Below are 26,494 nucleotides of genomic sequence, written 5' to 3'. Positions count from 1 at the left end.
CACGGCTAACTCAGGCGATGCCATCCAGATAGCGCTCAGCATCTAGCGCTGCCATGCAACCACTGCCTGCAGAGGTAATCGCCTGACGATAAATATGATCCATCACATCACCACAGGCAAAGACACCTGGCACACTAGTAGCGGTAGCATTGCCTTCAAGGCCTGATTTCACCTTGATGTAGCCGCCGTTCATTTCCAACTGGCCCTCAAAAATCCCCGTATTAGGGCTATGACCGATAGCGATGAACAACCCAGGCGCGTGAATCTCTTTGGTAGAACCATCTTTAGTCGACTTAACGCGCACGCCAGTCACGCCGGAGTTATCGCCCAGCACCTCGTCCACTTCATAAAACCACTCAAGGGCAATTTTGCCTGCTTCGACTTTCTCAAACAGCTTGTCCTGCAGGATTTTCTCGGCGCGCAACGTATCGCGACGATGCACCAAAGTAACCTTTGAGGCGATATTTGAGAGGTACAGTGCTTCCTCAACAGCGGTGTTGCCGCCTCCCACCACAATCACTTCTTGGTTACGATAAAAGAAGCCATCGCAGGTAGCACACGCAGATACCCCTTGCCCCATAAATTGCTGCTCGGTTGGCAAGCCCAGATAGCGTGCGCTGGCACCGGTGGCAATAATCAGCGCATCACAGGTGTAAATTCCGCTGTCCCCTTTTAAGGTATACGGCTTCTCACCTAAGCTGACCTCATTGATATGGTCGAACAACACTTCCGTATTAAAACGCTCAGCGTGCTGCTTCATGCGCTCCATCAACTCTGGCCCCTGAACACCTTGTGCGTCGCCGGGCCAGTTATCGACATCGGTTGTGGTGGTCAATTGGCCACCTGCCTGCAGGCCGGTAATCAGCAGCGGTTTTAAGTTAGCACGGGCTGCGTACACCGCTGCCGTATACCCGGCAGGGCCGGAACCAAGAATAATTAAACGTTCATGACGCGTTTCCATGACACCACCTTTGTCACAATTGAGCAGATATCGTTTGCAAGAGAGTCTGCCTGAAATGGCGTCAAGTACAAGCAATTACAAGGGTTAGCCTTCGCTATTAGGCGAAGACGCCTTGAAAGCTGGGGGTGAAACACCCATGTGCTATTAACAAGATAAGCCATACTGGGGATAAGCCACATTAAAGAAAAGCAGTGACCGTCGCGCCTAAGCGTTGCGATCAGCAAATTGAGATCAGCAGTTCGCTTAAGGCCAAGCAATCAAAGGAGAGACCAATGGGCAAGATACCCGATACGCTCACCACGCTAGAAATAGGCAACCAGCAGTATCATTACTATAGCCTGCCAAAAGCCGCCGACGCGCTCGGCAACATTGACCGGCTACCCAAAACGCTCAAAATTCTACTCGAAAACCAGCTGCGCTTTGGCGATGACGAAAGTGTTGATCAAGAGGACATTCAGGCGCTAGTGGACTGGCAAAAAGAGGGCAAATCAAGCCGTGAAATAGGCTACCGCCCTGCCCGCGTCCTCATGCAAGATTTCACCGGCGTGCCAGGGGTTGTAGATCTTGCCTCTATGCGCGCTGCCGTTGAGAAGCTCGGCGAAGATCCCGCCCGTATTAACCCACTTTCTCCTGTTGATCTGGTTATTGACCACTCGGTGATGGTCGACAAATTCGGCAATGCTGCCGCGTTTCAAGAAAACGTCGATATCGAAATGCAGCGCAACCGTGAGCGCTACGAGTTTCTGCGCTGGGGCCAGCAAGCGTTCGACAACTTTAGCGTTGTACCGCCCGGCACCGGCATTTGCCACCAGGTTAACCTCGAGTACCTGGGTCGCGCAGTGTGGACAAAAGAGCAAGATGGCCAGACGTTTGCCTACCCCGACACCTTAGTCGGCACCGACTCCCACACCACTATGATCAACGGCCTGGGCGTACTTGGCTGGGGCGTCGGCGGTATCGAAGCGGAAGCCGCCATGCTTGGCCAGCCGGTCTCGATGCTGATTCCGGAAGTCGTTGGCTTCAAGCTTAACGGCAAACTGCGCGAAGGCATTACCGCCACTGATCTAGTGCTTACCGTTACTGAGATGCTGCGTAAAAAAGGCGTGGTAGGTAAGTTTGTTGAATTCTACGGTGACGGCCTTAAGGATTTGCCGCTGGCCGACCGCGCCACGATTGCCAATATGGCACCGGAATATGGCGCTACCTGCGGCTTTTTCCCAGTAGACGACGAAACGCTTAACTACATGCGTCTCACCGGCCGTGAAGATGACCAAATTGCGTTAGTAGAGGCATACAGCAAAGCGCAGGGCTTATGGCGCGAACCTGGCGATGAGCCGATCTTTACCGACTCTCTCAGCCTCGACATGGACGAAGTAGAAGCGAGTCTTGCCGGCCCGAAACGCCCCCAAGATCGTGTGGCGCTGAAAGACATGGCCGCCGCCTTTGACAAGTTCATGCAAGAGGACACCAGCGCAGATACAACCGCAAAAGGAAAACTCTCCTCGGAAGGCGGCCAAACCGCGGTGGGGGTTGAGAGGAGCTTTAAACATGACACCAGCCAAGCCGTTAAACTTAACGATAAGGATTTCAGCCTCGATCCAGGTGCCGTGGTAATTGCCGCTATCACCTCATGTACCAACACCTCCAACCCAAGCGTCATGATGGCAGCCGGGCTGCTGGCACGTAATGCACGCCAAAAGGGGCTTACCACGAAACCTTGGGTTAAGACCTCGCTTGCCCCCGGCTCCAAAGTGGTGACCGATTACTTAGCAGCCGCGAACTTAAGCGATGACCTGAATGCACTGGGCTTTAACTTAGTGGGTTATGGCTGTACAACATGTATCGGCAACTCCGGCCCGCTGCCCGATGAGATCGAAAAAGCGATCAACAGCGGCGACCTTGCCGTGGCATCGGTGCTTTCAGGCAACCGAAACTTTGAAGGCCGTGTGCACCCGCTAGTCAAAACGAACTGGCTCGCCTCACCGCCCTTGGTGGTCGCCTATGCGTTAGCCGGTAACGTACAGTGCAACTTAACGACCGACCCACTCGGCCAGGACAATGACGGCAACCCGGTTTATCTCAAAGACATCTGGCCTTCTCAAGCAGATATCGCCACTGCCGTTGAACAGGTCAACACTGAGATGTTCCGCAAAGAGTATGGTGCGGTATTTGAAGGCGACGATACCTGGAAAGCCATCAACGTTCCTGAAAGCAAAGTTTACCAGTGGCCTGAATCGACCTACATTCAGCACCCGCCGTTTTTCGAAGGCATGGAGCGTGAGCCGGACGCCATTGAAGATGTGGAAAACGCCCGTGTATTAGCCCTGCTAGGCGACTCGGTGACGACCGACCATATCTCCCCAGCGGGCTCTATCAAACCCGATAGCCCTGCGGGTCGTTATCTGCAAGAGCACGGCGTGAAGCCCGTCGACTTCAACTCCTACGGCTCACGTCGAGGTAACCATCAAGTAATGATGCGTGGCACCTTTGCCAACGTGCGCATTAAAAATGAAATGCTGGACGGAGTTGTTGGTGGTGAGACCCGCCACGTTCCCAGCGGCGAGCAAATGGCGATTTACGATGCCGCCATGAAATATAAGGAGGAAGGCACTCCCCTAGTGGTGATTGCTGGTAAAGAGTATGGCACCGGCTCTTCACGGGACTGGGCAGCAAAAGGCACCCGCTTATTGGGTGTGCGCGCGGTTATTGCCGAGTCTTATGAACGTATTCACCGCTCAAACCTAATTGGAATGGGCGTGGTACCGCTGCAGTTCCCTGAAGGTGAAAGCCGTGAAACGCTTGGTTTGACCGGTGATGAAGAGATATCAATTGCTGGCTTAAGCGATTTAAGCCCAGGAGGCAGCGTGAAAATTGTCATCAAAAATGACGATGGGGAGCGCACCGTTGATGCCAAGTGCCGAATTGATACCGTCAATGAGCTGGCTTACTACCGCCACGGTGGTATCCTTCACTACGTGTTGCGCAAAATGATCGGCGCAGCTTAAAGGCAAAACCTACCAATGCTTGCATAGCCCCCACCATGGTGGGGGCTTTTTTTTGCGCTCACTTTGCTGTTTCGCTTCCCGTTATTAAACTTAGAAAGCCCTGCGACGATAAGCACGGTATTCAGGCGACCAGCACGCTCTCTCAATACGCTCACGTAGTTCGGTGCCGCTTGTTTTAAGCGCCACGCCGTTTTGCTGGGCCTGGGCAGCGACTTCAAAGGCGATCGATTTACTAATATCACGAATCCGCGACAACGGCGGTAGCAGTGCGCCCTTGCCCTCCTTAACCAGCGGCGCTTCGCGCGCCAGCGCCCGAGAGGCGCTCATCAACATTTCATCAGTAACGCGATTAGCATTCGCGGCAATCACACCTAAGCCAATACCGGGGAAAATATAGGCATTGTTGCACTGGGCAATTGGATAGGTGCGGCCGTTATACACCACCGGTGCAAAAGGGCTACCAGTCGCGACTAGCGCTTGGCCGTCGGTCCAGCGAATCACATCTTCGGGTACCGCTTCTGCCTGAGAAGTAGGGTTCGACAGCGGCATAATCACCGGATGTTCGCAGCCCGCGTGCATGGTGCGCACCACTTGTTCGGTGAAAATACCGCGCTTGCCGCACACACCAATCAATATCGTTGGTTTCATTTGGGCAATGGTTTCTTCAAGCCCTTGCCCATTCCAGTTAGCAACCAGCTCAGAATCGTGGGCCAAACGGCGCTGAAAATCCCGCTGCCAAGGCTGATCCGTGGTCATCAACCCATCTCGATCAACAATAAATATTCGCGCCCGTGCTTCGCTTTCAGTCAGACCTTCTGCCTGCATGGCCACGACCACCTGCTCAGCAATACCACAGCCTGCCGAACCGCCACCAACAAACACTACGCGCTGCTGGGCAATCGTTTCATCGCGGGCCTGGCACGCCGCCATTAAGGTGCCCACCACAACTGATGCGGTACCTTGCACATCGTCATTAAAGCAGCACAAATCGTCACGGTAGCGCTCTAAAAGCGGTACCGCATTGGCCTGGGCAAAGTCTTCGAACTGCAGCAGAACGTTCGGCCAGCGACGTTTTACAGCGGCAATAAACTCCCCCATAAACGCATCGTACTCTTCCTGACTAACCCGCTCATGACGCCAGCCCATATACATAGGGTCATCCAGCAATGCCTGATTGTTAGTGCCCACATCAATCATAATCGGCAACGTATAGGCGGGGCTAATACCACCACAAGCGGTATAAAGTGCCAGTTTACCGATGGGAATGCCCATTCCACCAATCCCCTGATCACCCAGCCCTAAAATCCGCTCGCCATCGGTGACAACAATCACCTTAACGTTATCTTTGGTGGCACTGCGCAGGATATCGTCCATATGCTCGCGATCCGGATAGCTGATGAACAGCCCCCGGTGATTGCGATAAATATTAGAGAACTCCTGACATGCCTGCCCAACCGTGGGGGTATAAATAATCGGCAACATCTCTTCCAGATGCTGGGAGACCAAGCGAAAGTAAAGCGTTTCATTGTCGTCTTGGATGGCACGCAAATGAATATGCTTCTCTAAATCACTATGACACTGTTGATACTGGCGATAAGCCCTCGACAACTGCTCGTCAATGGTCTCCACTTTTTGCGGCAACAAACCAATCAAGTTAAACGCTAGCCGCTCCTCTTGAGTAAACGCGCTGCCTTTGTTCAATAGCGGCATTTCAAGCAAAGAAGGACCGGCGTAAGGAATGTACAGGGGGCGTTTACTCATCGTAGACATAGGCACTCTCTTTTTATGTCGATTGCTATTGCAATGCAGCAACGCTGGGCGTTGGCGGCGTTTATCCGTAATGTAACACGCTAATACGACAAAGGTGGGAGGGACATAAATAATGGCAATAAAAAAACGCCTTGGTAGCTACCAAGGCGCTCATAAAAAGCCTTAAAACTGATCAACCACTAGCAGCTTTTAGCGACAAGTTTGCGGCCTTCAACACCGTTAAAAAAGAACGGCCGTAGCTTTACGCCCACCATGTTGCCAGCGAACGCCGCAACCATCCATATCCAGCCATGTAAGCTGCCAGAGGCAATACCGCTGAAGTAAGCGCCAATATTGCAACCAAATGCCAGTCGCGCGCCATACCCCAGCATGATGCCACCAATGACAGCCGCTAATAGGGATTTAAACGGGATACGGAAGTTGGGAGCAAAGCGCCCAGCTAGGCTCGCTGCGGCAAGCGCACCCAGCATGATGCCAACATTCATCACCGTCGTGATATCACTCCATACACTCGCCTCTAATGCCGCAGCATTACCCGGCGCTTGCCAATAACCCCACTGACTGACATCACCACCAACGAGTTCAAACCCTTTCGCACCCCACAACGCGAACGCAGAGGTAATACCCCAAGGGCGACCAGCAAGGGCTAATGTTGCGAAATTGAGTAGCGCTAGCGCCACTGCGCCAGCAATCAACGGCCATGGACCCGTTAACCAGCGCTGACTGCCAGGCTTGTCGACCAACGGTGCCTGCTCCAAGTGGCCATGGCGACGCCTTTCCATAATCACAGTAAACGCAGCAATCGCTGTAAACAGCACCAAACTAATCGCGATACCACCGCCAGCACCTGCCACATTCACCAGCGACACAGGCTGAAACGCTGGCAAGCTCTGCCACCAGGTAAAATGCGCTGAACCAATCACCGACCCGACAATAAAGAACAGCAGCGTAATTAACATTCGTGCATTACCACCACCTGCAGTAAACAGCGTGCCCGACGCACATCCGCCACCTAACTGCATGCCCACACCAAAGATAAACGCCCCCACCACGACCGAAATACCAATCGGCGCAACAAAACCACTCACGCTGGTGCCAAACAGCGAACCAGCGCTTAACGCCGGAAAAAACAGCACCACTGCAATCGCCAACATCACCATTTGGGCGCGCAAACCACGGCCCCGTCGCTCGGTGATAAATACCCGCCAAGCCGCAGTAAAGCCAAATGCCGCGTGATACAGCACCAGCCCAAGCAAGCCGCCAACAATCATTAAGAGACCAATATTGGCGCCAAACACGACACCGATAATCACCGCGCCCAGCACGATGGCTGCCGCTGAGAGTAATGGCACCCGGTTCTGACTAGGCGCCACTGCAGAAATCGTCGACATAGCTCACCTTCTAACAACGCCAAAAGCGCCTGTTAAAAACAGGCGCTTGGCTGAGTGGGACAATAATAATAAGCCTAACGCTGGCTGTAGAACGCTGGAAATTCTTTATTCAGCAGTGCATATGCTTTTAAAGAATATTAAACAAAGCGCCCTAAGCCTACCGCGGAACGTAAGCGATCCATGGTAATGGCGGCTTCTTCTCTGGCGCGATCGGCACCTTTTTGCAGCACCGCTTCGATATGCGCTGGGTCTTCCATAAGCGCGATGTAACGCTCGCGGGGGGCACTTAAGTGCGCATTCAAGTAATCGAACACGTGGTTCTTCGCATCGCCCCAGCCGATACCTGCCACGTACTGCTCGCGTAGTGCAGCGGCTTCCTCATTGCTGGCGAACGCTGAGAATATCTGGAACAGCGTGCAGGTGTCTGGGTCTTTAGGCTCACCGGGTTCCAGTGAGTTGGTTTTGATTTTGCGCACCAGCTTCTGCAGCTTTTTCTCGCTAGAGAAAAGCGGGATCGTATTGTTATAGCTTTTGGACATTTTGCGACCGTCCAAGCCCTTCAATACTTCGCCTTTTTCATCCACAACGGCTTCAGGTTGAGTGAAATACTGGCCTTTAAACATGTGGTTGAAACGTCCGGCGATATCACGCGCCATTTCAATGTGCTGAATTTGGTCGCGCCCTACCGGCACTTTATTGGCATTAAACATTAAGATGTCGGCGGCCATTAACACCGGGTAACCGAACAAGCCCATAGTGACGCCTTTATCGGGGTCTTGGTCACCGGCTTCTTCATTCTCAGCGACCGCTGCTTTGTATGCGTGGGCGCGGTTCATCAGCCCCTTGGCGCACACACAAGAAAGCATCCACATTAATTCGGGAATTTCAGCGATATCCGACTGGCGATAAAAAATGGCGTTATCGGTATCTAACCCTAGCGCAAGCCAAGTGGCGGCAATTTCCAGACGCGACTCTTGCACACGCTTCGGATCTTGGCATTTGATCAGCGCGTGATAGTCAGCAAGAAAGTAAAACGACTGCACATTGGGGTCTTGGCTTGCCTCAATGGCAGGCTTAATAGCCCCCACATAGTTACCAAGATGTGGCGTTCCGGTCGTGGTAATCCCGGTCAGCACGCGGGTTTTGGCTGTCTGACTCATAGTGTGGATCCAGCTGGATAAAGGTCAAAAAAGGTAAGTCATTGTACACTTAATGCCAAACCACCGTCGCCTGTGTCTGATGGCTTTCCTCCCCTTCCTCTACTTTGATAAACACAGGTAAGCTTTGCGCTAGCAGCATTTCACTATCGGTATTGGCATTAGTAATAACCGCACCTAACGCCACGACCCAAGGCTGGCCGTCACGCTCAATGGGCATAAATAAGCAGCTATTATGTTCGCAGTCATCACCTAGCACCGTGGTTAATGGGTGCGCTACGACATCTTCCCAGCGGAGAGATTGATCGCTATTGATGGTGAGCACGTTGCCTCCCCACTCCAATTCACTAAAAGAAGCCACTGCTTGCGAGGCGGCTATTTCAGCGCGCATTTGCGCTAACGTCGACGCCCGATAATTACTCGCTAAGCGTTCATCCACAAACGCAGATTGCACGCAAATAACGCCAATAATCAACGCGCTAGCTAACAGCGCCATCACCACAACTAGCGCAGCGCCTTGCTCCTGCGGTCGCGGTCTAAGCCGCATATCGCCTCCTTGCTCACACTCCATACATCTCATGGGCTAGCCGAAAACGTAGGCTGCAGAACAGCCTCTCGGTGGGTAACGTGGAAATCGATATTGGCCCCTTGCCGACCTAATGGCAGTGACACCATGCTAACCCCATTGGTGGCGGGCGCTCCAAGCGGTTCGTCCCGCTCACAGCTAGCGCCAGTATCATAATCAAAGGTGACCAGCGGCTGAGCCTCCTGTATATCTTGAACCGTGCAGCGACAACCAGACTCAATCACCACGCACTGCAAGCGAAAAAAAGGCGCTCCGTTTGAGCCGGTAGCACCGTGCCTGCGTAGGGTGTCGGTAATCGATGTCGCCGCGTAAAGAAGCGCTTCCTGATTCCGCCCCAATTGATCCACCTGCTTAAACGTATGAAAGGTGCTTAAGAAAAGCTGTCCAGCACCTAGAATCACCACCATACCAATGGCCATGGCGACCAGTAGCTCTGTTAACGTAAAACCGCGCTGCACATCCATGGCAGGCCCACCTTTACGGCTGATTGGGAAGTTGGAACACGTAGTTGAAGATATCGTCGGACTCATTAGGCTCAGTCCGCAGGCGCACCACCACATCAAACCGGCAGCCTTGGCGGTCGATACGACTCTCTTGCCCCTGGGCATAGCCAAGCGCCGCCTGTTGGCCTGCAAACCAATGGCTGTGCCATGCGGACTCAATGGTGGCTAACGGAATCGTGTCGCAGTCTTGGTATGAGGAAAGCGCTGCCCATATCCGCTCTTGAGCATCTACCGCTGCGACGTTCGCTAGCGACTGCGTGTAGCCTGCACTAGCGCTTTGCAGTGCTGTCACCTGCATCGCGGCGACGCCTATCAGCCCAAACGCTAAAATCACCAGCGCGATAAGCGCCTCGATTAGCGAAAGGCCGCTTTGCCTAACCATCTACCAGCACGCCTCAGGCAGGCGCTCGCCCCGCGCATTAAATTGAATATCGCTGTGACAACCGTCAGTTTGTGATGTTGCCGCCGTCAGTAAAAACCCGCCATCGTCCTCACCGCCGTCATCGGCTGTAATCGTATAGTTACCATCGGGAGAAGAGGGAGTAAATGAGCAGTCGGTATAAGCGTATTGGCGGGAGTAGCAGCGCTCAAGCTCGGCGGCGGCCTGCAGCAGGCCAGCATGAGCATCTGTGCGTAGCGAACGCTCAACATAGCGGGTGTAACTGGGGTAGGCAATGCCCGCCACTATGCCAATGATAGCGACGACAATCAGCATTTCAATGAGCGTAAAACCGTGCTGACGAGCTTCCTGGCGCCCAGCACGGTTAGCAAAAGGCAAAGGCACTGAACGCGCTCCTGTATCAGTTGGCCCATACGCTGAGTATGTCGCAAACCGATATGCTTTGCATCAGTCGCTTACAATCACCTGCTCACGCAGCTCTTTCGGCATAGAGAAGGTAATATTTTCTTCGCGGCCCTGCAGCTCAACAGGCACCTCTGCGCCAAATGTTTGAAGCTTATCGATAACACCTTTCACCAGCACTTCTGGCGCACTGGCCCCGGCGGTGACACCAATACGGCTAACACCTTCCAGCCACGCTGGCGCAATTTGGTCGGCATTATCGATTAAATAGGCAGGCGTGCCCATGCGCTCGGAAAGTTCGCGCAGGCGATTAGAGTTGGAGCTATTGGGGCTGCCGACGACCAATACCAAGTCGCTATCTGCCGCTAGCTCACGCACCGCATCCTGGCGGTTTTGAGTGGCATAACAGATATCATCTTTGCGTGGCCCCTGAATCTCTGGGAACTTCTCCCGCAATGCATCAATCACCTTAGCGGTGTCATCCATCGAAAGCGTAGTTTGGGTCACAAACGCCAGCGCTGACGGGTCGTTGACGGCTAACTTCGCCACGTCCTGCTCATCTTCGACCAGGTAGATCTGGCCACCGTGGGAAGTGTCATAACGCCCCATGGTGCCTTCGACTTCCGGATGGCCTTCGTGACCAATCAAAATACACTCTTGGCCGCGCTTAGCATAACGCAACACTTCCAAATGCACTTTGGTAACCAATGGACAGGTCGCATCGAAGACTTTGAGACCACGCTGCTCAGCTTCTTGTTGCACGGCACGGGAGACACCGTGAGCCGAGAAAATCACGATCACATCGTCAGGCACTTCATGCAGCTCTTCAACGAACACCGCGCCACGTTCGCGCAATGTTTCAACCACAAAGCGGTTATGTACCACCTCGTGGCGCACGTAAATGGGCGGGCCGAAGACATCTAGCGCGCGGTTGACGATGTCGATCGCGCGATCCACGCCAGCACAAAAACCGCGCGGGTTCGCCAGCTTGATCTGTATTGGCTGAGAGGACTCTGATGACTGCATAAAAGCGCCTTGATGCAACTTGCATCGCCGGTTAAATGAAAACGAGTGCTTAAAATCAGTGTTTGGTGATGGGCGTTACGTTCAGCACATCGACTTCAAACGTCAACGTGCGACCTGCTAGCGGATGGTTAAAGTCCACTTCCACACGGTCGCCATCTATGGTTTTGACCACGCCAGGCAATTCCGTTCCCGCTTTATCGGCAAATGACATCACCATACCGATTTCTGGCGTTTCATCACCGAAATCGGCGCGCTTCAGCGTTTGAATATTTTGCGGGTTATGTTGCCCAAAGGAGTGCTCAGGCGTGATTTGAAACGACCCACTCTGACCTGCGGCCATGCCTTTAATCGGGTGCTCAAAGCCAGGTGGCAAGTTACCGTCGCCATACTGGAACGTCGCCGGGGCTTTCTCTTTGGTGGAATCGACTACCGTGCCATCTTCCAGCTTCAGCGTGAAGTGCAGGGTAATTTCCATACCATCGTCAATTAGGTAGTCCATGGTTCCTCACTCGTCACTCTATGGCTTTCAATCACGCTGCTGTAGCGCGGCTTTCTTACGACGTCGATCACCCATTATCGACTCCCAAATTAACCCCACCGCCCCAAGCGTAATGCCGATATCCGCCACATTAAAGGCAGGATAGTACCAACCAGCGGCATGGAACGATAAAAAGTCCACCACATAGCCATGTACTAAACGGTCATACAGATTACCCAGGGCACCGCCAATAATCAGCGGCAACGCCACGGCCAGCAGTTTTTCATCCGCCTTAACGCGGGAAAGCCAGACGGTTAAGCCAATGCTGGCACCAATGGCAATCAGCGCAAAAAACCAGCGCTGCCAACCGGGATGGTCCGCTAAAAAGCTGAACGCAGCGCCAGTATTGTGCAGTAGCGTTAGGTTGAAAAACGGCAGCACCTCAACGGGCTGGGCGTAATTTAACAAATGGCTGGCGGTGTATTTGGTCAGCAAATCTAACACGATGATCGCCACCGCTAGCCACAGCCAGCGCAGCGGCCGCCGCATCGGCGGCCGCTGGTGTGGATCATTGGTGGTTAACGCAGTGTTAGGCATAGTAACGAATCTCGCCGCTGCCCTCTGGAAGATTGCTGATACAGCGACCACACAGGTCAGCATGCTCAGCATGGGTGCCTACATCAGCACGATGGTGCCAGCAGCGCTCGCACTTCTGGTGCTCGCTTCCGCTAACCGCTACTTTCAAGCCTTCAAGTTCGGTGCTTTCTGCGTTGGCGGCATCCGCTAGCGGTGCTAGATGGACTTCACTGGTGAGCATCACGAAGCGCAGCTCGTCGCCCAATTTGGACAGCGTAGCGTTCAGTTCATCGCTCACGTACAGCGTAACTTCCGCCGCCAAGCTGCCCTTAATGACTTTGGCATTACGGGCGTCTTCCAAGCACTTGTTGACCGAATGCTTCACTTCCAGCACTTGATCCCAGAAGGCACGGCCCAGCTCAGCGCCATCATCTAAGGTGCCAAGCCCAGTGTAGTAAGTTTCCAGCAGCACGCTGTCGCCACGCTTGCCAGGAATATGCTCGTAGATCTCTTCAGCGGTAAACGACAGGATCGGCGCAATCCAGCGGCTCAGCGCTTCAACCACATGATAAAGCGCGGTTTGCGCGCTACGGCGGGCGAGTGAATCCGTTTGGGTGGTGTACTGGCGATCCTTGATGACATCCAGGTAGAAACCACCTAATTCCCGTGCGCAGAAACCATGTACCTGCTGATACACATCCAGGAAACGGTACTCTTCGTAGGCTTTTTCGATGCGCCCTTGCAGCTGTGCCGCACGGTCAACCACCCACTGATCCAGCGCCAACATATCGCCAAAGGCCACCTGATCATTAGCCGGATCAAAACCATTCAAGTTAGAAAGCAAGAAGCGTGCAGTGTTACGGATACGACGATACACATCGGCGGTACGCTTCAAGATTTCGTCAGACACCGCCATTTCACCGGAGTAGTCGGTAGACGCGACCCAAAGGCGCAAAATATCAGCGCCCAACTTATCCATTACACTTTGCGGCGCGACCACATTGCCCAGCGATTTGGACTGCTTACGGCCCTGTGAATCGACGGTAAAGCCATGGGTTAGCAGCTGACGATATGGCGCATGACCATCAATCGCCGATCCGGTCAGTAGCGACGAATGGAACCAGCCACGGTGCTGGTCCGAGCCTTCCAGGTACAAATCAGCACGCGGGCCACTTTCATGACCATGAGGATGCGAGCCACGCAGCACATGACGATGCGTGGAGCCGGAGTCAAACCAGACATCCAATGTATCGGTGACTTTGTCGTACTCAGCAGCTTCGGCACCGAGTAGCTCAGCGGGGTCGAGTTTAAACCACGCTTCAATACCCTCTTGCTCGACGCGTTTAGCCGCCTCTCCCATCAACTCAACCGTCTTGGGATGCAGCTCGCCGGTTTGCTTATGCAAGAAGAACGGAATCGGCACGCCCCAGTTGCGCTGGCGAGAGATACACCAATCCGGACGATTAGCGATCATGCTATGCAGACGCGCCTTGCCCCACGCGGGGGTAAATTCGGTGGCTTCGATGCCTTCCAACGCCCGCTCACGCAGAGTTTTACCGTCTTTACCTTGAATATCCATGCCCACAAACCACTGGGCGGTGGCACGATAAATCACCGGGGACTTATGGCGCCAGCAGTGCATATAGCTGTGTTTGATGGGCGTGTGCGCCATTAGCGCATTAACCTCGCGCAGCTTCTCAACGATATGCGGGTTGGCCTTCCAGATCATCTGGCCGCCAAAGAACGGCAGATCATCAGCGTAGACACCGTTCCCCTGCACCGGGTTAAGCATGTCGTCAAAGCTCATGTCATGCTCACGGCAGGTGATAAAGTCATCCATACCGTAAGAAGGCGCTGAGTGAACGATGCCCGTGCTGCCCACTTCGGACTCAACGTAATCCGCTAGGTAAACCGGCGAGAGGCGGTCATAGAACGGATGGCGGAAGTTGATCAGATCCAGCGCGGCACCTTGCGCGGTAGCGATTACGCTGCCCGTCAGCTCAAAACGCTCTAAACAGCTTTCCACCAGCTCTTCTGCGAGCAGTAGCAGGCGTTCGCCGGTATCCACCAGCGCATAGGTAAACTCAGGGTGAACGTTCAGCGCCTGGTTAGCAGGGATTGTCCAAGGCGTAGTGGTCCAGATCACCACCGCAGCAGGCTTGGGCAATTCGCTTAGGCCAAAGGCCGCCGCTAGCTTGTCGGCATCTTCTACCGGGAAAGCGACGTCGATGGCATCGGATTTCTTATCGGCATATTCAACTTCCGCTTCAGCCAAGGCCGAGCCACAATCAAAGCACCAGTTGACCGGCTTTAGGCCTTTGAACACATAGCCCGCATCCACCATTTCCGCCAAGGCACGGATTTCGCCTGCTTCATTGGCATAATCCATCGTGCGGTAAGGGTGGTCCCAGTCACCGATGATGCCCAGACGAACAAAGTCAGCCAGCTGCGTTTCAATCTGCGCGCCGGCATATTCGCGGCAAAGCTCGCGGGCTTTATCTGCGGCCAAATGTTTGCCGTGGGTGGTTTCTACCTTGTGCTCAATAGGCAGACCGTGGCAATCCCAGCCTGGCACGTAAGGGGCATCAAAACCCGCCAGATTCTTCGACTTAACAATAATGTCTTTAAGGATTTTATTGAGAGCGTGACCAATATGGATGCTGCCGTTGGCATAGGGAGGGCCATCGTGCAGAACAAACAGCGGCGCACCCGCGCGGGCATCGCGCAAGCGCTGGTATAGGTTCATATCCTGCCATTTAGAAACGCGCCCTGGCTCCTGCTTCGGCAGCATGCCGCGCATAGGAAAGTCGGTTTCTGGCAAGTTTAGCGTGTGCTTATAATCCATAGTCCGGTCAGCCGTCGTTAGCATCGGCGGCGTTATCCGCCGAAGAGAAATCAGAAGAAGCGGTCTCACGCCCAAGCGGGGCCGAGGCCAGCGGAAGAGAATTCATGCAGCCAGTACCCGCTGCAGCAAAGTAGCGGCGCGCTCTGGCTTGATCGTGTTCAATTTGCGTTTTTAGCGCATCAAAGTCGTCAAACTTCACTTCCCCGCGCAAACGCGCGCAGGGGTAAACCGTCAGCCGCTGACCATAGAGGTCGCCTGAGAAATCCAACAGATGAACTTCCAGCGTGGGGCGTTTAGACCCCACCGTTGGCCGAAAGCCAACATTCGCCACGGCGGGATAACGCTGACCATTAGCCAGCTCGGCCACCACAGCAAACACGCCGCGCAGCGTTAATGGCTGAGGCAACAGCGGCAGGTTAGCAGTGGGCACACCAATAGTGCGCCCTAGCTGCTGGTCGCGTACCACACGGCCATGCAGCGAATACGACCTACCAAGCAGGCGTGCAGCCACGTCAAAGTTACCGCTGGCCAGTAAGGTACGCACGCGTGAACTGGATACCCGCTCGTCATCAACTTTAAAGGTGCGCGTGTGTTCGACACCAAACCCTTCCACCTGCCCGACAGTTTTAAGCAAGGTGAAGTCGCCACGGCGGTCGCAACCAAAGCGGAAGTCGTCGCCCACCACCAGATGCTTCACCCCCAAGCCCTTAATTAGCACTTGATCGATAAACTCGCGCCCGGTCAGGCTTCGTAAGGCATCGTTGAAAGGCAGGCACAGCACCTGTTCGGCACCATGATCACGCAGCAAGCGAACTTTTTCACGCAGGCGGGTAAGCCGCGGCGGCGCTTGATCACCGGCAAAAAACTCCCGCGGCTGAGGCTCAAACACCACCACGGTCAACGGCACCTTCAAACGCGCCGAATGCTCACGGCACTGCTGCAGGATCGCCTGATGGCCGCGATGCACACCATCAAAATTACCGATGGTGGCAACGCAGCCCCGATGAGCCGCTGTCAGATTGTGCAGACCTCGAATGACGTGCATGGCACCTCTTTTTTAAAAGCCTTTTTTAAAAACGTTTGCCGTCTAAAAGCGTTTGATTATAACGAACGCGCTGATCAGGTGCAGGGTAAGATTACGTTAGCCCTGGCATCACTTTTTTTCACCCTAACGCTGCCTGTTGGCGCATCAGCTATTCATCTTAAAGTGACGCAGCCGCAGGCCAAGCGCGGTCAGCCAGGCAAAATAAAGCCCGCCACCCAGCACGACTAACCCTGCTACCCAGCGAATGCGCAGCCACAGTTCAAAATCAAGCCACTCCTGCCAGTCGGGGGCAGCCAGATAAAGCGCAATACTCATCAACGCGCTACCGCCCACCAGTTGTACTGCGTAGCGTCCCCACCCCGGCTGAAAGATCAACACCTTCTGGCGATAGAGCAGATATCCCAGCAGCCCAGCATTTAAAAATGCCGACAGTGCAGTCGCCAATGCCAAGCCTGCGTGAGCAAGCGGCCAAATTAACAGCAGGTTAAACACCATGTTAGCCACCATGGCGATAATGCCTACTTTGACCGGTGTTTTGGTATCCTGGCGGGCAAAGAAGCCCGGTGCTAACACCTTGATCAGCATAAACGCCACCAATCCAAAGGCGTAAGCGCGTAGGCTCATGGCGGCCATTTGAATATCGGTATCGGTCATTGCCCCGTAGTGGAACAAGGTAATCAAAAACGGTTCTGCCAGCACGGCCAGTGCCAGCGCGGCAGGCACCCCCAATAGCAGCACAACGCGAATGGCCCAGTCTAGCATCGCTGAAAAGTGTTCGGTGGACTGCTCCGCATGACGCTTGGAAAGCGCAGGCAGAATAATCGTGCCAATCGCCACACCGAAGACCCCAAGCGGAAGTTCGACCAACCTATCCGAATAGTACAGCCAAGACACGCTGCCCGCCGTTAACAACGAGGCCAGCACCGTATCCAGCAGTAAGTTAATTTGCGATACCGACACGCCAAACAGCGCGGGAGCCATCAGTTTCAGAATGCGCTTCACGCCTTCGTGGGCAAAATTTGGCCACGGGGTCGGCAGCAACCCAAGGCGCAGCAAAAACGGCACCTGAAACGCTAACTGGGCAGCACCCGCAATCAACACCCCCCAGGCCAGCGCCATGGCGGGCTCTTCCATTAACGGCATTAGCAGCAGCGCCGCGCCAATCAGCGAAATATTCAGCAGCACGGGGGTGAACGCGGGCACCGCAAAGCGGTTCCAGGTGTTCAGCACGCTACCCGAAAAAGCGGTTAACGAAATCAGCAGCAAATAGGGAAACGTCAGGCGCAGCATGTCGGCTGTCATAGCCAGCTTTTCGGGGTCGCGCCCAAAGCCGGGGGCAAATACCCACACCAACCACGGGGCGCCCAGCATCGCCAACGCTGTTATTAGCGCCAAAATAGCCGTCAGGCTGCCCGCTACCGCATTCAGTAGCTCGCGAATTTCCTGTTTACTGCGCTGGGTTGAGTACTCTGAAAGCACTGGCACAAAGGCTTGGTTAAACGCCCCTTCGGCAAACAAACGACGCAGAAAGTTAGGAATTTTAAACGCAACGAAGAACGCATCCGAGCCGTTGCCTGCCCCCAAGAAGGTGGCAACCACCACATCGCGCACCAACCCCATCACACGCGACAACATGGTCATGGCACTGACCACTAACCCAGAGCGCATCAACCCGCGGCGCGGGGGCGACATATTTGCTTGCGGTGGCGTGTTGGCGGTCATCACTCAATCCATAGTGACTAAAACAAGAGACCCAAAGTCGCCGCTGGCAACGCGACGTATAGACACAAAAAAACCGGCCGCAGCCGGTTTTTTTATGGCGCCTGCCGGCTTACGCCGCCAGAGCCTTAATGCGCTTGTTCAAGCGGCTTTTCAGACGTGCAGCTTTCTTCTTAGAAAGAACGTCTTTATCAGCGATGCGGTCGACAACCGGCTGCATTGCCCGGAACTCTTCCATCGCTTTGCCATGATCGCCGGTGCTGATTGCTTTGATCACACGCTTGATGTAGGTGCGGACCATGCTGCGCTGGCTGGCTTTCAGGACGCGACGAGTCTCGGCCTGGCGGGCGCGCTTGCGTGCTTGCTTGCTGTTCGCCACAGGTATCTCCTTGGAGAATAAAGGTTGCCAATAAACGGCAACGGATTAACTATGTGTTTGTCGGTTTGCGTAGGCAAGGACACGACATTTCCGTCAGAATCTTTCCACAATAACCAATTGATTTGGAAGCAATTAAAATACTGCCAAATGGTGTAACGAGCAGTTCAAAATCTGCCCGTCCACGGGTCTTGTCTGAGAGGATGGCATAGTCTATCACGCGTTAAGCGGGCTTGCCAGCGCTTGTCAATGCTTTTCCTGCACGGATTGCCACTCACCCGTTATGGCAATGCCTGCCCCGTTGGCGCCAGAATTTTGCGCAGAAAACGGCGCGTCCGCTCATCTTGAGGGTTGGTGAACAGCGCTTCAGGCGGCCCTTGTTCGACAATTTGTCCTTCATCCATAAACACCACCCGGTCGGCGACGTCTCTAGCGAACTGCATTTCGTGGGTCACCACAATCATGGTTTGCTGCTCGGCGGCGAGCTGTTTCATTAAGCTCAGCACCTCTTCCACCCATTGCGGGTCCAGCGACGAGGTTGGCTCGTCAAATAGAATCACATCGGCATTCGCGGCCATCGCACGCCCAATGCCTACCCGCTGCTGTTGGCCACCGGAAAGCGATGCTGGGTAAGCATCTGCCTTATCGGCCAAGCCAATGCGCTCTAAAATCTCCCTTGCCCGAGCGTGCGCCTGAGCCTTAGGCAGCTTATCCACGACAATCATGCCTTCGCTGATATTTTCTAACGCCGTTTTGTTGGCAAACAGCCCATAGTTCTGAAATACGAAAGCGGTGCGTCGGCGTAACGCCAGAATATCGGCACGACTAGCACGCCGGGCATCGACTCTTAAATCGCCCACCGTGATGTGTCCCGCTTCTGGGCGTTCTAGAAAGTTAATACAGCGCAGCAGGGTTGACTTACCGGTACCCGAGGGACCAATAATGACGATAATTTCACCCTGTTCCAGGTGCAAATCAACGTCGGTAAATACTGGCTGCTGGCCAAAACGCTTACTGACAGATTCGAGGGTGATCATCGCTGGTACGCCTTATTCAGATACGTTTCCAGACGGCGCTGACCCCAGGAAAGCGCTTCCACCACCACCCAGTAAATAATCGCCACCAGCAGAAATGCTTCCAGATAGAGAAAGCTGCCCGAGGCTTCTTTTTGGGTAGCACCCATCATTTCGGTCACCCCCAGGGTAAACGCCAGGGAAGTCGCTTTAATCATATCGATGAAGTAGTTCATCAGCGTTGGCGTTGCCACGCGGGTGGCTTGAGGCAGAATAATCCGCCGCATCAATTGAGACTGAGTCATACCGATGGACAGCGCCGCTTCGGTCTGGCTACGGTCAATACCCACAATTGCCGCGCGAATGGATTCCGCCATGTAGGCCGAAAAGTGCAGCGTCAAACCAAGCACCGCGGCAGTCACCCCGTTGATGGAAATCAGCGCATTAATCAGTTGGGGCAAACCGTAATAGAACAAAAATAGCTGCACCAATAGCGGCGTTCCGCGAAAAAACGAGATAAACAGCAGCGCTGCGCCGTTCAACACCGGCACCCGCGACACCCGAATGACCGCCAAGAGGCAGGCAATAATCAGCGCAAACACCATGGCGATACTCGCCATTTGCAGCGTTAGCGGTAAATAACTCAGTAGGACCGGCAACAGGTCCCACATATACTCCACATTCAGCATGGTTATTCCAACGTTAGCTTAGTCGCAATAAGCAAAACGGCCGTGGCATTGCCACGGCCGCAAACTAAAGATAGCCGTCACGAGGTAAAGCCGCGATTATGGCTGAGTGATATCAGTATCGAACCATTTTTGCGATATTTCACCTAATGTACCGTTTTCACGCAACTCTTCCAGGGCGGCATCTACGCGGTCACGCTGAGCACGGCCCTCTTTATCATCACGAAACGGCAGCGCGTTTTCTATGATGGTGAACGGCTGGCCAGCCAATGCAAGCGGCAAGCCGCGCTCGCTGATCACTTGGCTAGCGCTAACGCGATCCATCACAAATGCATCGATACGGCCAAGCGCCACATCCTGCTCGACGTTGGATTCGTAAGTACGGATATCGATCTCATCGGCATTAGGCTGTTCACGCAGCAGTTGCTCGTAGTTAGAGCCCAGGTTCACCGCAACGCTTTTACCGGATAAATCTTCAACACCTTGAATAGTGTCGTTACCTGCCCGCACAACGACCTGGGCACCATCGTAAACATACGGAGCGGTGAAGGCGTACTTCGCTTTGCGCTCATCGGTAATGGTAATTTGGTTGGCAATGGTATCAATGCGCCCAGACTCCAACATGCCCGCCAAACCAGAGAAGCTTGCTGTCACGAATTCAATCTCATCGCCAGTCACATCACCAACGGCATTCATAACATCCACTTCAAAGCCTTTAAGTTCATCACGCTCAACGTATGTAAAGGGGAAATACCCCCCAGACATGCCGACGCGCAGCGTATCCGCGTAAGCAGCGGCAGACAGCACACCACCCACAACGCTAAGCGAAAGAACGGCAACGGCTTTTTTCCAACGGCTCACATTCGCCATATTCTTTTTCCTCTTTGGGGCACCTAAGCACCCTGCTTTAGACGTGGGCACCGGTTGCGACGTTCGTCGAATATCCACCAGTGCAATGAGGCCAAGATACCAGCAAAAAAGAAATAATAAACAGCTTTCTTAGTATTTTTTGGAATTTAGGATCAACCGGTGGTGCTATGGTGATGATAAAGGAAGTACTCAGCGTAATCGCCCAACTAACACCAAATCAAAAGAGAGCCGCGCGCCCTCTAAAGCAGCGACCCAAAGCGCCTTAACTCACTCACTGACTCGGGAAGTCTTTGATTAAACAGCAAGTCTAGATATTCACTGATACTAAAAGGTGGTTTTTTTAGGCTTTTACGATGATTTTGAACGGCTTGGACAACATGCCCTGGGCTCAAGGCCAACATATCCGAAATGAATTCATCAGGATGTATTGCCCTAATATCGTATTGTGCTAAAGCATGATCAGGAAAATCCTTTAAGTTAAACGTAATGATAGCTTCTGCACCGCTATGAATAGCACAGGCCAGCACATGACGGTCATCTGGATCGGGAAGCAATAACCCATCAATCAATGGCTCAAACCCTGATACCACCGCATCTCGTGTGTGCTTATCCATCAAGTCACGAACACGCTCCAACTGCGCCCAAGTTAAGTCGCTACGTTGCTCCAATAGATTACGCATCCATTCGTCATGGATTAGTTGCGACCAGCGTGCTCGATAAAGATCCGTCATAGCCAAGTGAATCAAAAAACTTCTTAGCGGGGCTGGATAAAGCACACATGCATCGTATACGACAGTATAGTAAGAACTCATCAATACCCCAGACCCAGCGACTGATCGAGCTCCGACAACTCCTCAAGTACTTGCAAACGTTTTTGATCTACGCTGGTTTTATAAGCCATCACATCGGTGTATTTGAGTTTTCGCCGATTTCCAGCACGATGATAAGGAATTCTTCCTTCATCCAGCACTTTAATTAATGTCGGTCGTGACATGTTGAGCACATCCGCCGCCTCCTGAGTGGTCATTTCAGCATGAACAGGAATTAGCTTTACCGTATTACCATCACCGAGCTCGGTCAAAATATCGATCAGCAGGCGCAAAGCACTCACAGGGACTTCAACTTGATGAATATGCCCATCTTTATCAGTAATAGCGACATGTTGTGTGGAAGCTCGCGTTTCAACATGTGCCGCAAGTTCACGACTGGAGAGCTTAGCCAGAGCAGCCTCTTCTTGGCTAGGTAGCAAATTAGACAACGATCCCATTTTCATCTCCTCAGGTGTCATATATGCCATTATGCACCCAGAAAACAATTTATTCGAATTTTTCGAAATCGTGACTGGCTGTTATCTGTCATCTAAGAACTTAAATCTAAGAACTTAAACCCAAGTAATAACTTAGGTAATCTCCCCATTGCAAAGTGAACGGGAAACGAGAAGGCGAGCAGCAATGGTGCCTCAGATGGCTAAACCTTGGCCTTACCAGAAATAACGGCTTTAAACCCTGCCTTGGTGATTGGCAGCTGATTGGCATCAACCACCTTACCGCCTAAACGGGCCAATGATTTCGCAAGAGAAACCAACCGCGCAAGCTGGAGCTTGCTGGGCGAAAGAGAGCGACCACTCTCATTCACCTTAATAGTGACGCCCTTAAGTAAGTACTGGCTATTATCATCAGTAAACGAAGGAAGCTGCCCAGGAGGAAAGGCGTTTTCAACAACGATAGGGTTACGTGAAGACTCCCCCATCACCGTAAAAGATTTCGTACTAGGCTCATACACCGCTCCCGCAGATGCCAGCGCTACGCTTAAGCGCTCGTTTAGCCCAGGTGAAGGGGTTTCAAACAGCACCTGCACGCCCCAAGACGTACCACCCTCATTCGCCAGCGTGGGAATATCTTCCGCTTCCGCTTTAGCGCCCATCGAAAGCTTTCTGGGCCGATCAGCAGGCTGGGAAACGCCTCTAAACTCGCCGCTAAGAATTAAATACATAGCAACAAAGCCACAAGTCAGGCTAACCCACATCGTACAAATCGCCACCACTAGCGTGAGCGTATACGTATCCATACTAGTTTCTCATCCCTGCGGCACCCGCAGCGCCTCCAAGCCTCAGTCTATAAAACATCCTGTTGTTGCTAGCACGGCCCAAAATGAGCCTGCTAAGTGATTATGGTAGAAAAGCGTGTTATCACAAGCCACCCTTGGTCTATAGCGCCTTTCAAGCTATCCCAACATCACTCCCGAATGCGCTACGCCGCTATACCCGAGCCCCCGCACCATCTCTCCCAAGAGCCCCCACCGTTATACCCGAGTAATCCACCACACCGTCATTCCCGAGTAAACCACCGCACCGTCATTCCCGAGTGGGGTTATCGGGAATCCATTTTGACCTTTGCCCGATAATACTCAGTTGCCTGTCTCCCCATGGATTCCCTCTAAGGGCATGCGGGAATGACGAACCTGGGGCGTCACCTCTGTGAGTGACGGGTGCAAGCTACCCCAACATCGCCTTAGTATGCTCACGCTGCTGTTTCACCGCACCATCTAAAATACCCAGCAGCTTTTCATAATCCTCCGGCATCTCTTTATCCATGCCGGTGTCTTCAAAGCGTTGTAAAGTGGCTTGAGTGTCCGCTATGACGGTTTGCAGCTCATCGATAACATGTTGTTGTTCTTCACTAGTCATACGTCACCTCAGTAAAAAAACCGGCCCCCAAAGGGAGCCGGTTGAGTGTACTACTTTAACAATAAAGCGTTAGCCAAATCGTGAAGCCTCAGATTAACCCAGCAGAGAAAGAACGTTCTGTGGAACCTGGTTAGCCTGGGCCAATACAGAAGTACCCGCCTGCTGCAGGATTTGTGCGCGAGTCATGTTGGCGACTTCCACGGCATAATCGGCATCCATAATTCGAGACTGAGCGGCAGTAAGATTGGTGGCGGTTAGCTGATTGCCTTCAATTACCGAGGCAAGGCGATTTTCAGTTGCGCCCAAGTAACTGCGTTTTGAGTCCACCATGCCAATCGCTTTATCTAAGGCCGCGAGAGGGTTGCGGGGTACGCGCAACCTAAAGTCATCGCCATTTTCACGAATCTGTAGACGCGTATGGGGAACTCCATCATCGTTAAAGCCATCAGCATCGGTTAACGCCACGATGCTGAAGTTGTTACCGCTGCTAACATTGCTTGGATAGTAAACCAGCACTTCAGCATTGCCATTTGATGTTCTTAAAACAACTTCATTAGTACCTTCTAGATCAACCAGCGTAGCGGTTTTATAACCGCCAATTACAGCACTTTCGCCGGGTAAGCTAAAATAGTAGTTGCCGTCTTCGCCTTGGCGCAGCACGTCCTCAAACTGCTGACCTTTCGCATCAGTGTACTGAACACTGACGTTCCGAGGGTCAATCGTAATTTCAGAGTAACCACTCACTCTGTCGCGCTCATGGCTTGCCATACCGAGAACATCTGGGTTCGTCTGTGTTGCTGTCGCAATAGCTGCAACCGCATCACCATTAGCGTCAACCGTTACGTCAAGATCAGCTTCAAAATATGCCTGACTGCCATCAGCCTGTTGGCCACGTACCATCCACTGCCCATCAGCCTCACGCTGCACGATGGCCAGAGAACCTAATCCAGTAAAATCGCCATTAAACGTTATATTGCTTGCATCCAACGTCGATAAATCTGTCGCTGGCGTTTCTGGGTCTGTAAGCGTAGGCAACCCAGACAAATTGATGCCGGCAAAGCCCTGAAAATCTGCTTGCAATACTAATTGTTCAGGTGTGCCTCCGGTTGCTGTCACGCTATTTAACTGAAAAAATCGCTCCTCACCGTCAATCTCTGCGCGAATATAGAGGTCGCCACTGCTATCCTCAGTTAGCTCGGCGGAAGATAGCGCGTCACCAGACGACGACAAATAGCTAACACTTCCTGCCCCTGCCAAACTGTAGTTCTCACCACCAAAGGTAAAGGCATCACTAATATCGGTATACGTACCCGTTTCAATGGTCGCCGAAGGCTGCAAGGTCGCTTCAACCGGATATGTCCGTACTAACCCCGCCGAGCCATCAGGCAAGGTTCCCATTTCCATGGTTTCTGCATAGCTTAGTGAAAACCCAGCCTGACGATAGCTTAAACTGCCATCTGCTAGCCGCTCTTCAAGATAATAAGTATCGTCTTGCTGAATCAACCGTTGATTAGCTGGAAGATCGGGCAAAGCCACCGCCTCAGTAGCCAACGCAGCCGAAAAGATAGGCCGAGGTGTGTTAATCGATACCTGACTGGAGTCTGTTTCGGTGTTGTGAGTCGCGGTTACCGACACCCTGGAAAAACCACCGCTACCGTCGCTGGTGTAATAACCAAAGCTATTGGAATAGTAGAGCGGCTGCTCTATACCGGGGTCAAAGCTTAAGGTGGTTGCTGGATCGTAGAGAGGAATATCTCTCGCTACGCCACGCAGGGTATTTCGTTCGGCTACTTCCCCATCAATACCGGCAATATTAAGCCCTTCTAACCCTAACGCCTCCACACTAAACCCAGGTGGGCTTAAATCAACGGCTAACTTTTGCCCATCATTAGCACCCACTTGAAGATCTACCTTGCCAGCTTGCCCTGTCATCAGCGGAACACCGTTGTAGTGCGCCGTTTCCGCCAGTCGATCGATTTCCTGCAGGTTAAAGTTAATCTCGGACTGAATAACATCGCTATCACGAGTAGATACAGTGCCATTCAGCCCCTGCACGGTCAGCTCGCGGATGCGCTGGAGCTTTTCATTAATGCTATCCAATACACCCTGGGCAGTTTGCGAAAGCGAGACACCATCGTTGGCATTGCGCGCAGCTTGGTTTAAACCCGTACTTTGCGCCTGCATGCGGTTACCAATGGCCTGACCCGCGGCGTCATCTTTAGCACTGTTCACACGTAATCCAGACGCAAGCCGCTCCATGCTCGTAGCAAGCACTGCTTTTGACTTACCTAGGTGGTTCTGGCTGCTCAGTGAGGTCAGGTTGGTATTGATAACTGCCATGTCGCCGCTCGTCTTCCATGATAGATATAATTAGTTAACGGCCTAAACAGTCTGAACTTTAGTGCTTCCTAGCGCGATGCGTGTTTAGGCATAGTAATAATAAAACCGCCCCCCAATGGGAGCCGGTTTAGTGCACTACTTAGTGATACAGCAAATGCTCTATCGAAACTAAGCCTCAGATTAACCCAGCAGAGAAAGAACGTTCTGCGCAATCTGGTTGGCCTGTGCCAATACAGAAGTACCCGCCTGCTGCAGGATCTTCGCGCCTCGGTGGGCTTGCACCTGCTAGACTTCGATCTGTTTACGAAAACAGCCGCCGAGCGTAAGCAAGCGATCTGGCGATTCGAGATGCACGATGGCACTAAGTTGCATATTTCGCTGTGGAATGTTTTGCAGATGAGCCTGATCAAATTGAGCCATCTACCGGAAGGCCCATTGCACGCCTGGAGCGCCTTCTTCAAGCACTGGCAGGAGGATGGGTGTTTTTGCCTACATCCAACATCACTCCCGAATGCACCGCACCGCTATGCCCGAGTAAACCACCACACCATCATCCCTAAGCAAACCTCCGCACCATCATTCCCGAGAGGGGTTATCGGGAATCCATTCTGACCTTTGCCCGATAATACTCAACTGCCTGCCTCCCCATGGATTCCCGC

The 26,494-nt window shown here is 53.0% G+C and carries 25 protein-coding genes; 1 reads left to right on the top strand and 24 read right to left on the bottom strand.

Translation table 11 applies throughout. The features are described from left to right. Positions 1–10: 10 nt before the first annotated feature. Positions 11–961 (bottom strand): thioredoxin-disulfide reductase, encoded by a 951-nt coding sequence (gene trxB / locus JFC11_RS10135; RefSeq protein ID WP_038478357.1) that lies wholly within the window; start codon positions 959–961, stop codon positions 11–13. Positions 962–1,233: 272 nt separating this feature from the next. On the opposite strand from trxB, the gene acnA reads away from it, so the two are divergent. Beyond that, the gene (gene acnA / locus JFC11_RS10130; protein ID WP_038478360.1) at positions 1,234–3,966 is read left to right on the top strand and encodes an aconitate hydratase AcnA; all 2,733 of its coding nucleotides are present in this window, start codon (positions 1,234–1,236) and stop codon (positions 3,964–3,966) included. Positions 3,967–4,056: 90 nt separating this feature from the next. Here acnA and JFC11_RS10125 read toward each other — a convergent pair whose 3' ends face one another. The 23 genes from JFC11_RS10125 to JFC11_RS19150 form a co-directional block, all read right to left on the bottom strand. Next, positions 4,057–5,736: an NAD-dependent malic enzyme gene (locus JFC11_RS10125; protein WP_038478362.1), complete on the bottom strand. Its 1,680-nt coding sequence runs from the start codon at positions 5,734–5,736 to the stop codon at positions 4,057–4,059. Between the two features lie 179 nt (positions 5,737–5,915). Further along, positions 5,916–7,127 (bottom strand): YeeE/YedE family protein, encoded by a 1,212-nt coding sequence (locus JFC11_RS10120; RefSeq protein WP_198349496.1) that lies wholly within the window; start codon positions 7,125–7,127, stop codon positions 5,916–5,918. A 137-nt stretch (positions 7,128–7,264) separates the two neighbouring features. Further along, the gene (locus JFC11_RS10115) at positions 7,265–8,287 is read right to left on the bottom strand and encodes a tryptophan--tRNA ligase (RefSeq protein ID WP_198349495.1); all 1,023 of its coding nucleotides are present in this window, start codon (positions 8,285–8,287) and stop codon (positions 7,265–7,267) included. A 49-nt stretch (positions 8,288–8,336) separates the two neighbouring features. Continuing rightward, positions 8,337–8,831 (bottom strand): pilus assembly PilX family protein, encoded by a 495-nt coding sequence (locus JFC11_RS10110; protein ID WP_231658062.1) that lies wholly within the window; start codon positions 8,829–8,831, stop codon positions 8,337–8,339. A 29-nt stretch (positions 8,832–8,860) separates the two neighbouring features. Continuing rightward, the gene (locus JFC11_RS10105; RefSeq protein WP_198349494.1) at positions 8,861–9,334 is read right to left on the bottom strand and encodes a PilW family protein; all 474 of its coding nucleotides are present in this window, start codon (positions 9,332–9,334) and stop codon (positions 8,861–8,863) included. A 13-nt stretch (positions 9,335–9,347) separates the two neighbouring features. Next, complete coding sequence (locus tag JFC11_RS10100) at positions 9,348–9,755, bottom strand: type IV pilus modification PilV family protein (RefSeq protein WP_198349493.1); 408 nt, start codon at positions 9,753–9,755, stop codon at positions 9,348–9,350. Further along, the gene (locus JFC11_RS10095) at positions 9,756–10,157 is read right to left on the bottom strand and encodes a type IV pilin protein (protein ID WP_198349492.1); all 402 of its coding nucleotides are present in this window, start codon (positions 10,155–10,157) and stop codon (positions 9,756–9,758) included. 63 nt (positions 10,158–10,220) lie between these two features. Then, complete coding sequence (ispH, locus tag JFC11_RS10090; protein ID WP_038478382.1) at positions 10,221–11,201, bottom strand: 4-hydroxy-3-methylbut-2-enyl diphosphate reductase; 981 nt, start codon at positions 11,199–11,201, stop codon at positions 10,221–10,223. 55 nt (positions 11,202–11,256) lie between these two features. After that, positions 11,257–11,700 carry an FKBP-type peptidyl-prolyl cis-trans isomerase gene (gene fkpB, locus JFC11_RS10085; RefSeq protein WP_095603750.1) on the bottom strand — a complete coding sequence of 148 codons (444 nt, stop codon included), beginning with the start codon at positions 11,698–11,700 and terminating at the stop codon, positions 11,257–11,259. A 27-nt stretch (positions 11,701–11,727) separates the two neighbouring features. Beyond that, positions 11,728–12,276, bottom strand: a complete 549-nt coding sequence (gene lspA, locus JFC11_RS10080; RefSeq protein WP_120386315.1) for a signal peptidase II — start codon at positions 12,274–12,276, stop codon at positions 11,728–11,730. Further along, on the bottom strand, positions 12,269–15,100 hold the full coding sequence (gene ileS, locus JFC11_RS10075; protein ID WP_198349491.1) for an isoleucine--tRNA ligase: 2,832 nt from the start codon (positions 15,098–15,100) through the stop codon (positions 12,269–12,271). Before ileS ends, lspA begins: the two co-directional genes overlap by 8 nt. A 7-nt stretch (positions 15,101–15,107) precedes the next feature. Then, a complete protein-coding gene (gene ribF / locus JFC11_RS10070) occupies positions 15,108–16,145 on the bottom strand; it encodes a bifunctional riboflavin kinase/FAD synthetase (protein WP_198349490.1) in 1,038 nt (345 codons plus the stop codon). A gap of 144 nt (positions 16,146–16,289) precedes the next feature. After that, positions 16,290–17,867 carry a murein biosynthesis integral membrane protein MurJ gene (gene murJ, locus JFC11_RS10065; protein ID WP_198349489.1) on the bottom strand — a complete coding sequence of 526 codons (1,578 nt, stop codon included), beginning with the start codon at positions 17,865–17,867 and terminating at the stop codon, positions 16,290–16,292. A gap of 109 nt (positions 17,868–17,976) precedes the next feature. After that, a complete protein-coding gene (gene rpsT, locus JFC11_RS10060; protein WP_009722795.1) occupies positions 17,977–18,243 on the bottom strand; it encodes a 30S ribosomal protein S20 in 267 nt (88 codons plus the stop codon). Positions 18,244–18,521: 278 nt separating this feature from the next. Beyond that, the gene (locus tag JFC11_RS10055) at positions 18,522–19,277 is read right to left on the bottom strand and encodes an amino acid ABC transporter ATP-binding protein (protein WP_038478397.1); all 756 of its coding nucleotides are present in this window, start codon (positions 19,275–19,277) and stop codon (positions 18,522–18,524) included. After that, the gene (locus JFC11_RS10050; protein ID WP_232482853.1) at positions 19,274–19,942 is read right to left on the bottom strand and encodes an amino acid ABC transporter permease; all 669 of its coding nucleotides are present in this window, start codon (positions 19,940–19,942) and stop codon (positions 19,274–19,276) included. Before JFC11_RS10050 ends, JFC11_RS10055 begins: the two co-directional genes overlap by 4 nt. Positions 19,943–20,038: 96 nt before the next feature. Further along, positions 20,039–20,809: an amino acid ABC transporter substrate-binding protein gene (locus JFC11_RS10045; RefSeq protein WP_120386311.1), complete on the bottom strand. Its 771-nt coding sequence runs from the start codon at positions 20,807–20,809 to the stop codon at positions 20,039–20,041. 239 nt (positions 20,810–21,048) lie between these two features. Continuing rightward, a complete protein-coding gene (locus tag JFC11_RS10040; protein ID WP_095603745.1) occupies positions 21,049–21,621 on the bottom strand; it encodes a PIN domain-containing protein in 573 nt (190 codons plus the stop codon). Next, positions 21,621–22,106, bottom strand: coding sequence for a helix-turn-helix domain-containing protein (locus JFC11_RS10035; protein WP_232482852.1), 486 nt, complete (start codon positions 22,104–22,106; stop codon positions 21,621–21,623). The genes JFC11_RS10040 and JFC11_RS10035 overlap by 1 nt, the downstream gene beginning before the upstream one ends. A 170-nt stretch (positions 22,107–22,276) precedes the next feature. Continuing rightward, complete coding sequence (locus tag JFC11_RS10030; protein WP_198349488.1) at positions 22,277–22,876, bottom strand: hypothetical protein; 600 nt, start codon at positions 22,874–22,876, stop codon at positions 22,277–22,279. 427 nt (positions 22,877–23,303) lie between these two features. Beyond that, a complete protein-coding gene (locus JFC11_RS10025; protein ID WP_198349487.1) occupies positions 23,304–23,495 on the bottom strand; it encodes a hypothetical protein in 192 nt (63 codons plus the stop codon). A 93-nt stretch (positions 23,496–23,588) separates the two neighbouring features. Then, a complete protein-coding gene (locus tag JFC11_RS10020) occupies positions 23,589–25,835 on the bottom strand; it encodes a flagellin N-terminal helical domain-containing protein (RefSeq protein WP_198349486.1) in 2,247 nt (748 codons plus the stop codon). Between the two features lie 180 nt (positions 25,836–26,015). Then, positions 26,016–26,117 carry a flagellin gene (locus JFC11_RS19150; RefSeq protein WP_319618665.1) on the bottom strand — a complete coding sequence of 34 codons (102 nt, stop codon included), beginning with the start codon at positions 26,115–26,117 and terminating at the stop codon, positions 26,016–26,018. Between the last annotated feature and the right edge of the window lie 377 nt (positions 26,118–26,494).

This window comes from Vreelandella alkaliphila (genome assembly GCF_016107625.1).
Lineage (GTDB): Bacteria > Pseudomonadota > Gammaproteobacteria > Pseudomonadales > Halomonadaceae > Vreelandella > Vreelandella alkaliphila.
Note: the sequence above shows the minus strand (reverse complement) of the source record. Positions and strands in the feature narration are given on the sequence as shown.

Bases quoted from the DNA above. Each gene is read 5' to 3' on its own strand.
- trxB (WP_038478357.1), bottom strand. From the start codon at position 961: ATGGAAACGCGTCATGAACGTTTAATTATTCTTGGTTCCGGCCCTGCC.
- acnA (WP_038478360.1), top strand. From the start codon at position 1,234: ATGGGCAAGATACCCGATACGCTCACCACGCTAGAAATAGGCAACCAG.
- JFC11_RS10125 (WP_038478362.1), bottom strand. From the start codon at position 5,736: ATGTCTACGATGAGTAAACGCCCCCTGTACATTCCTTACGCCGGTCCT.
- JFC11_RS10120 (WP_198349496.1), bottom strand. From the start codon at position 7,127: ATGTCGACGATTTCTGCAGTGGCGCCTAGTCAGAACCGGGTGCCATTA.
- JFC11_RS10115 (WP_198349495.1), bottom strand. From the start codon at position 8,287: ATGAGTCAGACAGCCAAAACCCGCGTGCTGACCGGGATTACCACGACC.
- JFC11_RS10110 (WP_231658062.1), bottom strand. From the start codon at position 8,831: ATGCGGCTTAGACCGCGACCGCAGGAGCAAGGCGCTGCGCTAGTTGTG.
- JFC11_RS10105 (WP_198349494.1), bottom strand. From the start codon at position 9,334: ATGGATGTGCAGCGCGGTTTTACGTTAACAGAGCTACTGGTCGCCATG.
- JFC11_RS10100 (WP_198349493.1), bottom strand. From the start codon at position 9,755: ATGGTTAGGCAAAGCGGCCTTTCGCTAATCGAGGCGCTTATCGCGCTG.
- ispH (WP_038478382.1), bottom strand. From the start codon at position 11,201: ATGCAGTCATCAGAGTCCTCTCAGCCAATACAGATCAAGCTGGCGAAC.
- fkpB (WP_095603750.1), bottom strand. From the start codon at position 11,700: ATGGACTACCTAATTGACGATGGTATGGAAATTACCCTGCACTTCACG.
- lspA (WP_120386315.1), bottom strand. From the start codon at position 12,276: ATGCCTAACACTGCGTTAACCACCAATGATCCACACCAGCGGCCGCCG.
- ileS (WP_198349491.1), bottom strand. From the start codon at position 15,100: ATGGATTATAAGCACACGCTAAACTTGCCAGAAACCGACTTTCCTATG.
- ribF (WP_198349490.1), bottom strand. From the start codon at position 16,145: ATGCACGTCATTCGAGGTCTGCACAATCTGACAGCGGCTCATCGGGGC.
- murJ (WP_198349489.1), bottom strand. From the start codon at position 17,867: ATGACCGCCAACACGCCACCGCAAGCAAATATGTCGCCCCCGCGCCGC.
- JFC11_RS10055 (WP_038478397.1), bottom strand. From the start codon at position 19,277: ATGATCACCCTCGAATCTGTCAGTAAGCGTTTTGGCCAGCAGCCAGTA.
- JFC11_RS10050 (WP_232482853.1), bottom strand. From the start codon at position 19,942: ATGCTGAATGTGGAGTATATGTGGGACCTGTTGCCGGTCCTACTGAGT.
- JFC11_RS10045 (WP_120386311.1), bottom strand. From the start codon at position 20,809: ATGGCGAATGTGAGCCGTTGGAAAAAAGCCGTTGCCGTTCTTTCGCTT.
- JFC11_RS10040 (WP_095603745.1), bottom strand. From the start codon at position 21,621: ATGAGTTCTTACTATACTGTCGTATACGATGCATGTGTGCTTTATCCA.
- JFC11_RS10035 (WP_232482852.1), bottom strand. From the start codon at position 22,106: ATGGCATATATGACACCTGAGGAGATGAAAATGGGATCGTTGTCTAAT.
- JFC11_RS10030 (WP_198349488.1), bottom strand. From the start codon at position 22,876: ATGGATACGTATACGCTCACGCTAGTGGTGGCGATTTGTACGATGTGG.
- JFC11_RS10025 (WP_198349487.1), bottom strand. From the start codon at position 23,495: ATGACTAGTGAAGAACAACAACATGTTATCGATGAGCTGCAAACCGTC.
- JFC11_RS10020 (WP_198349486.1), bottom strand. From the start codon at position 25,835: ATGGCAGTTATCAATACCAACCTGACCTCACTGAGCAGCCAGAACCAC.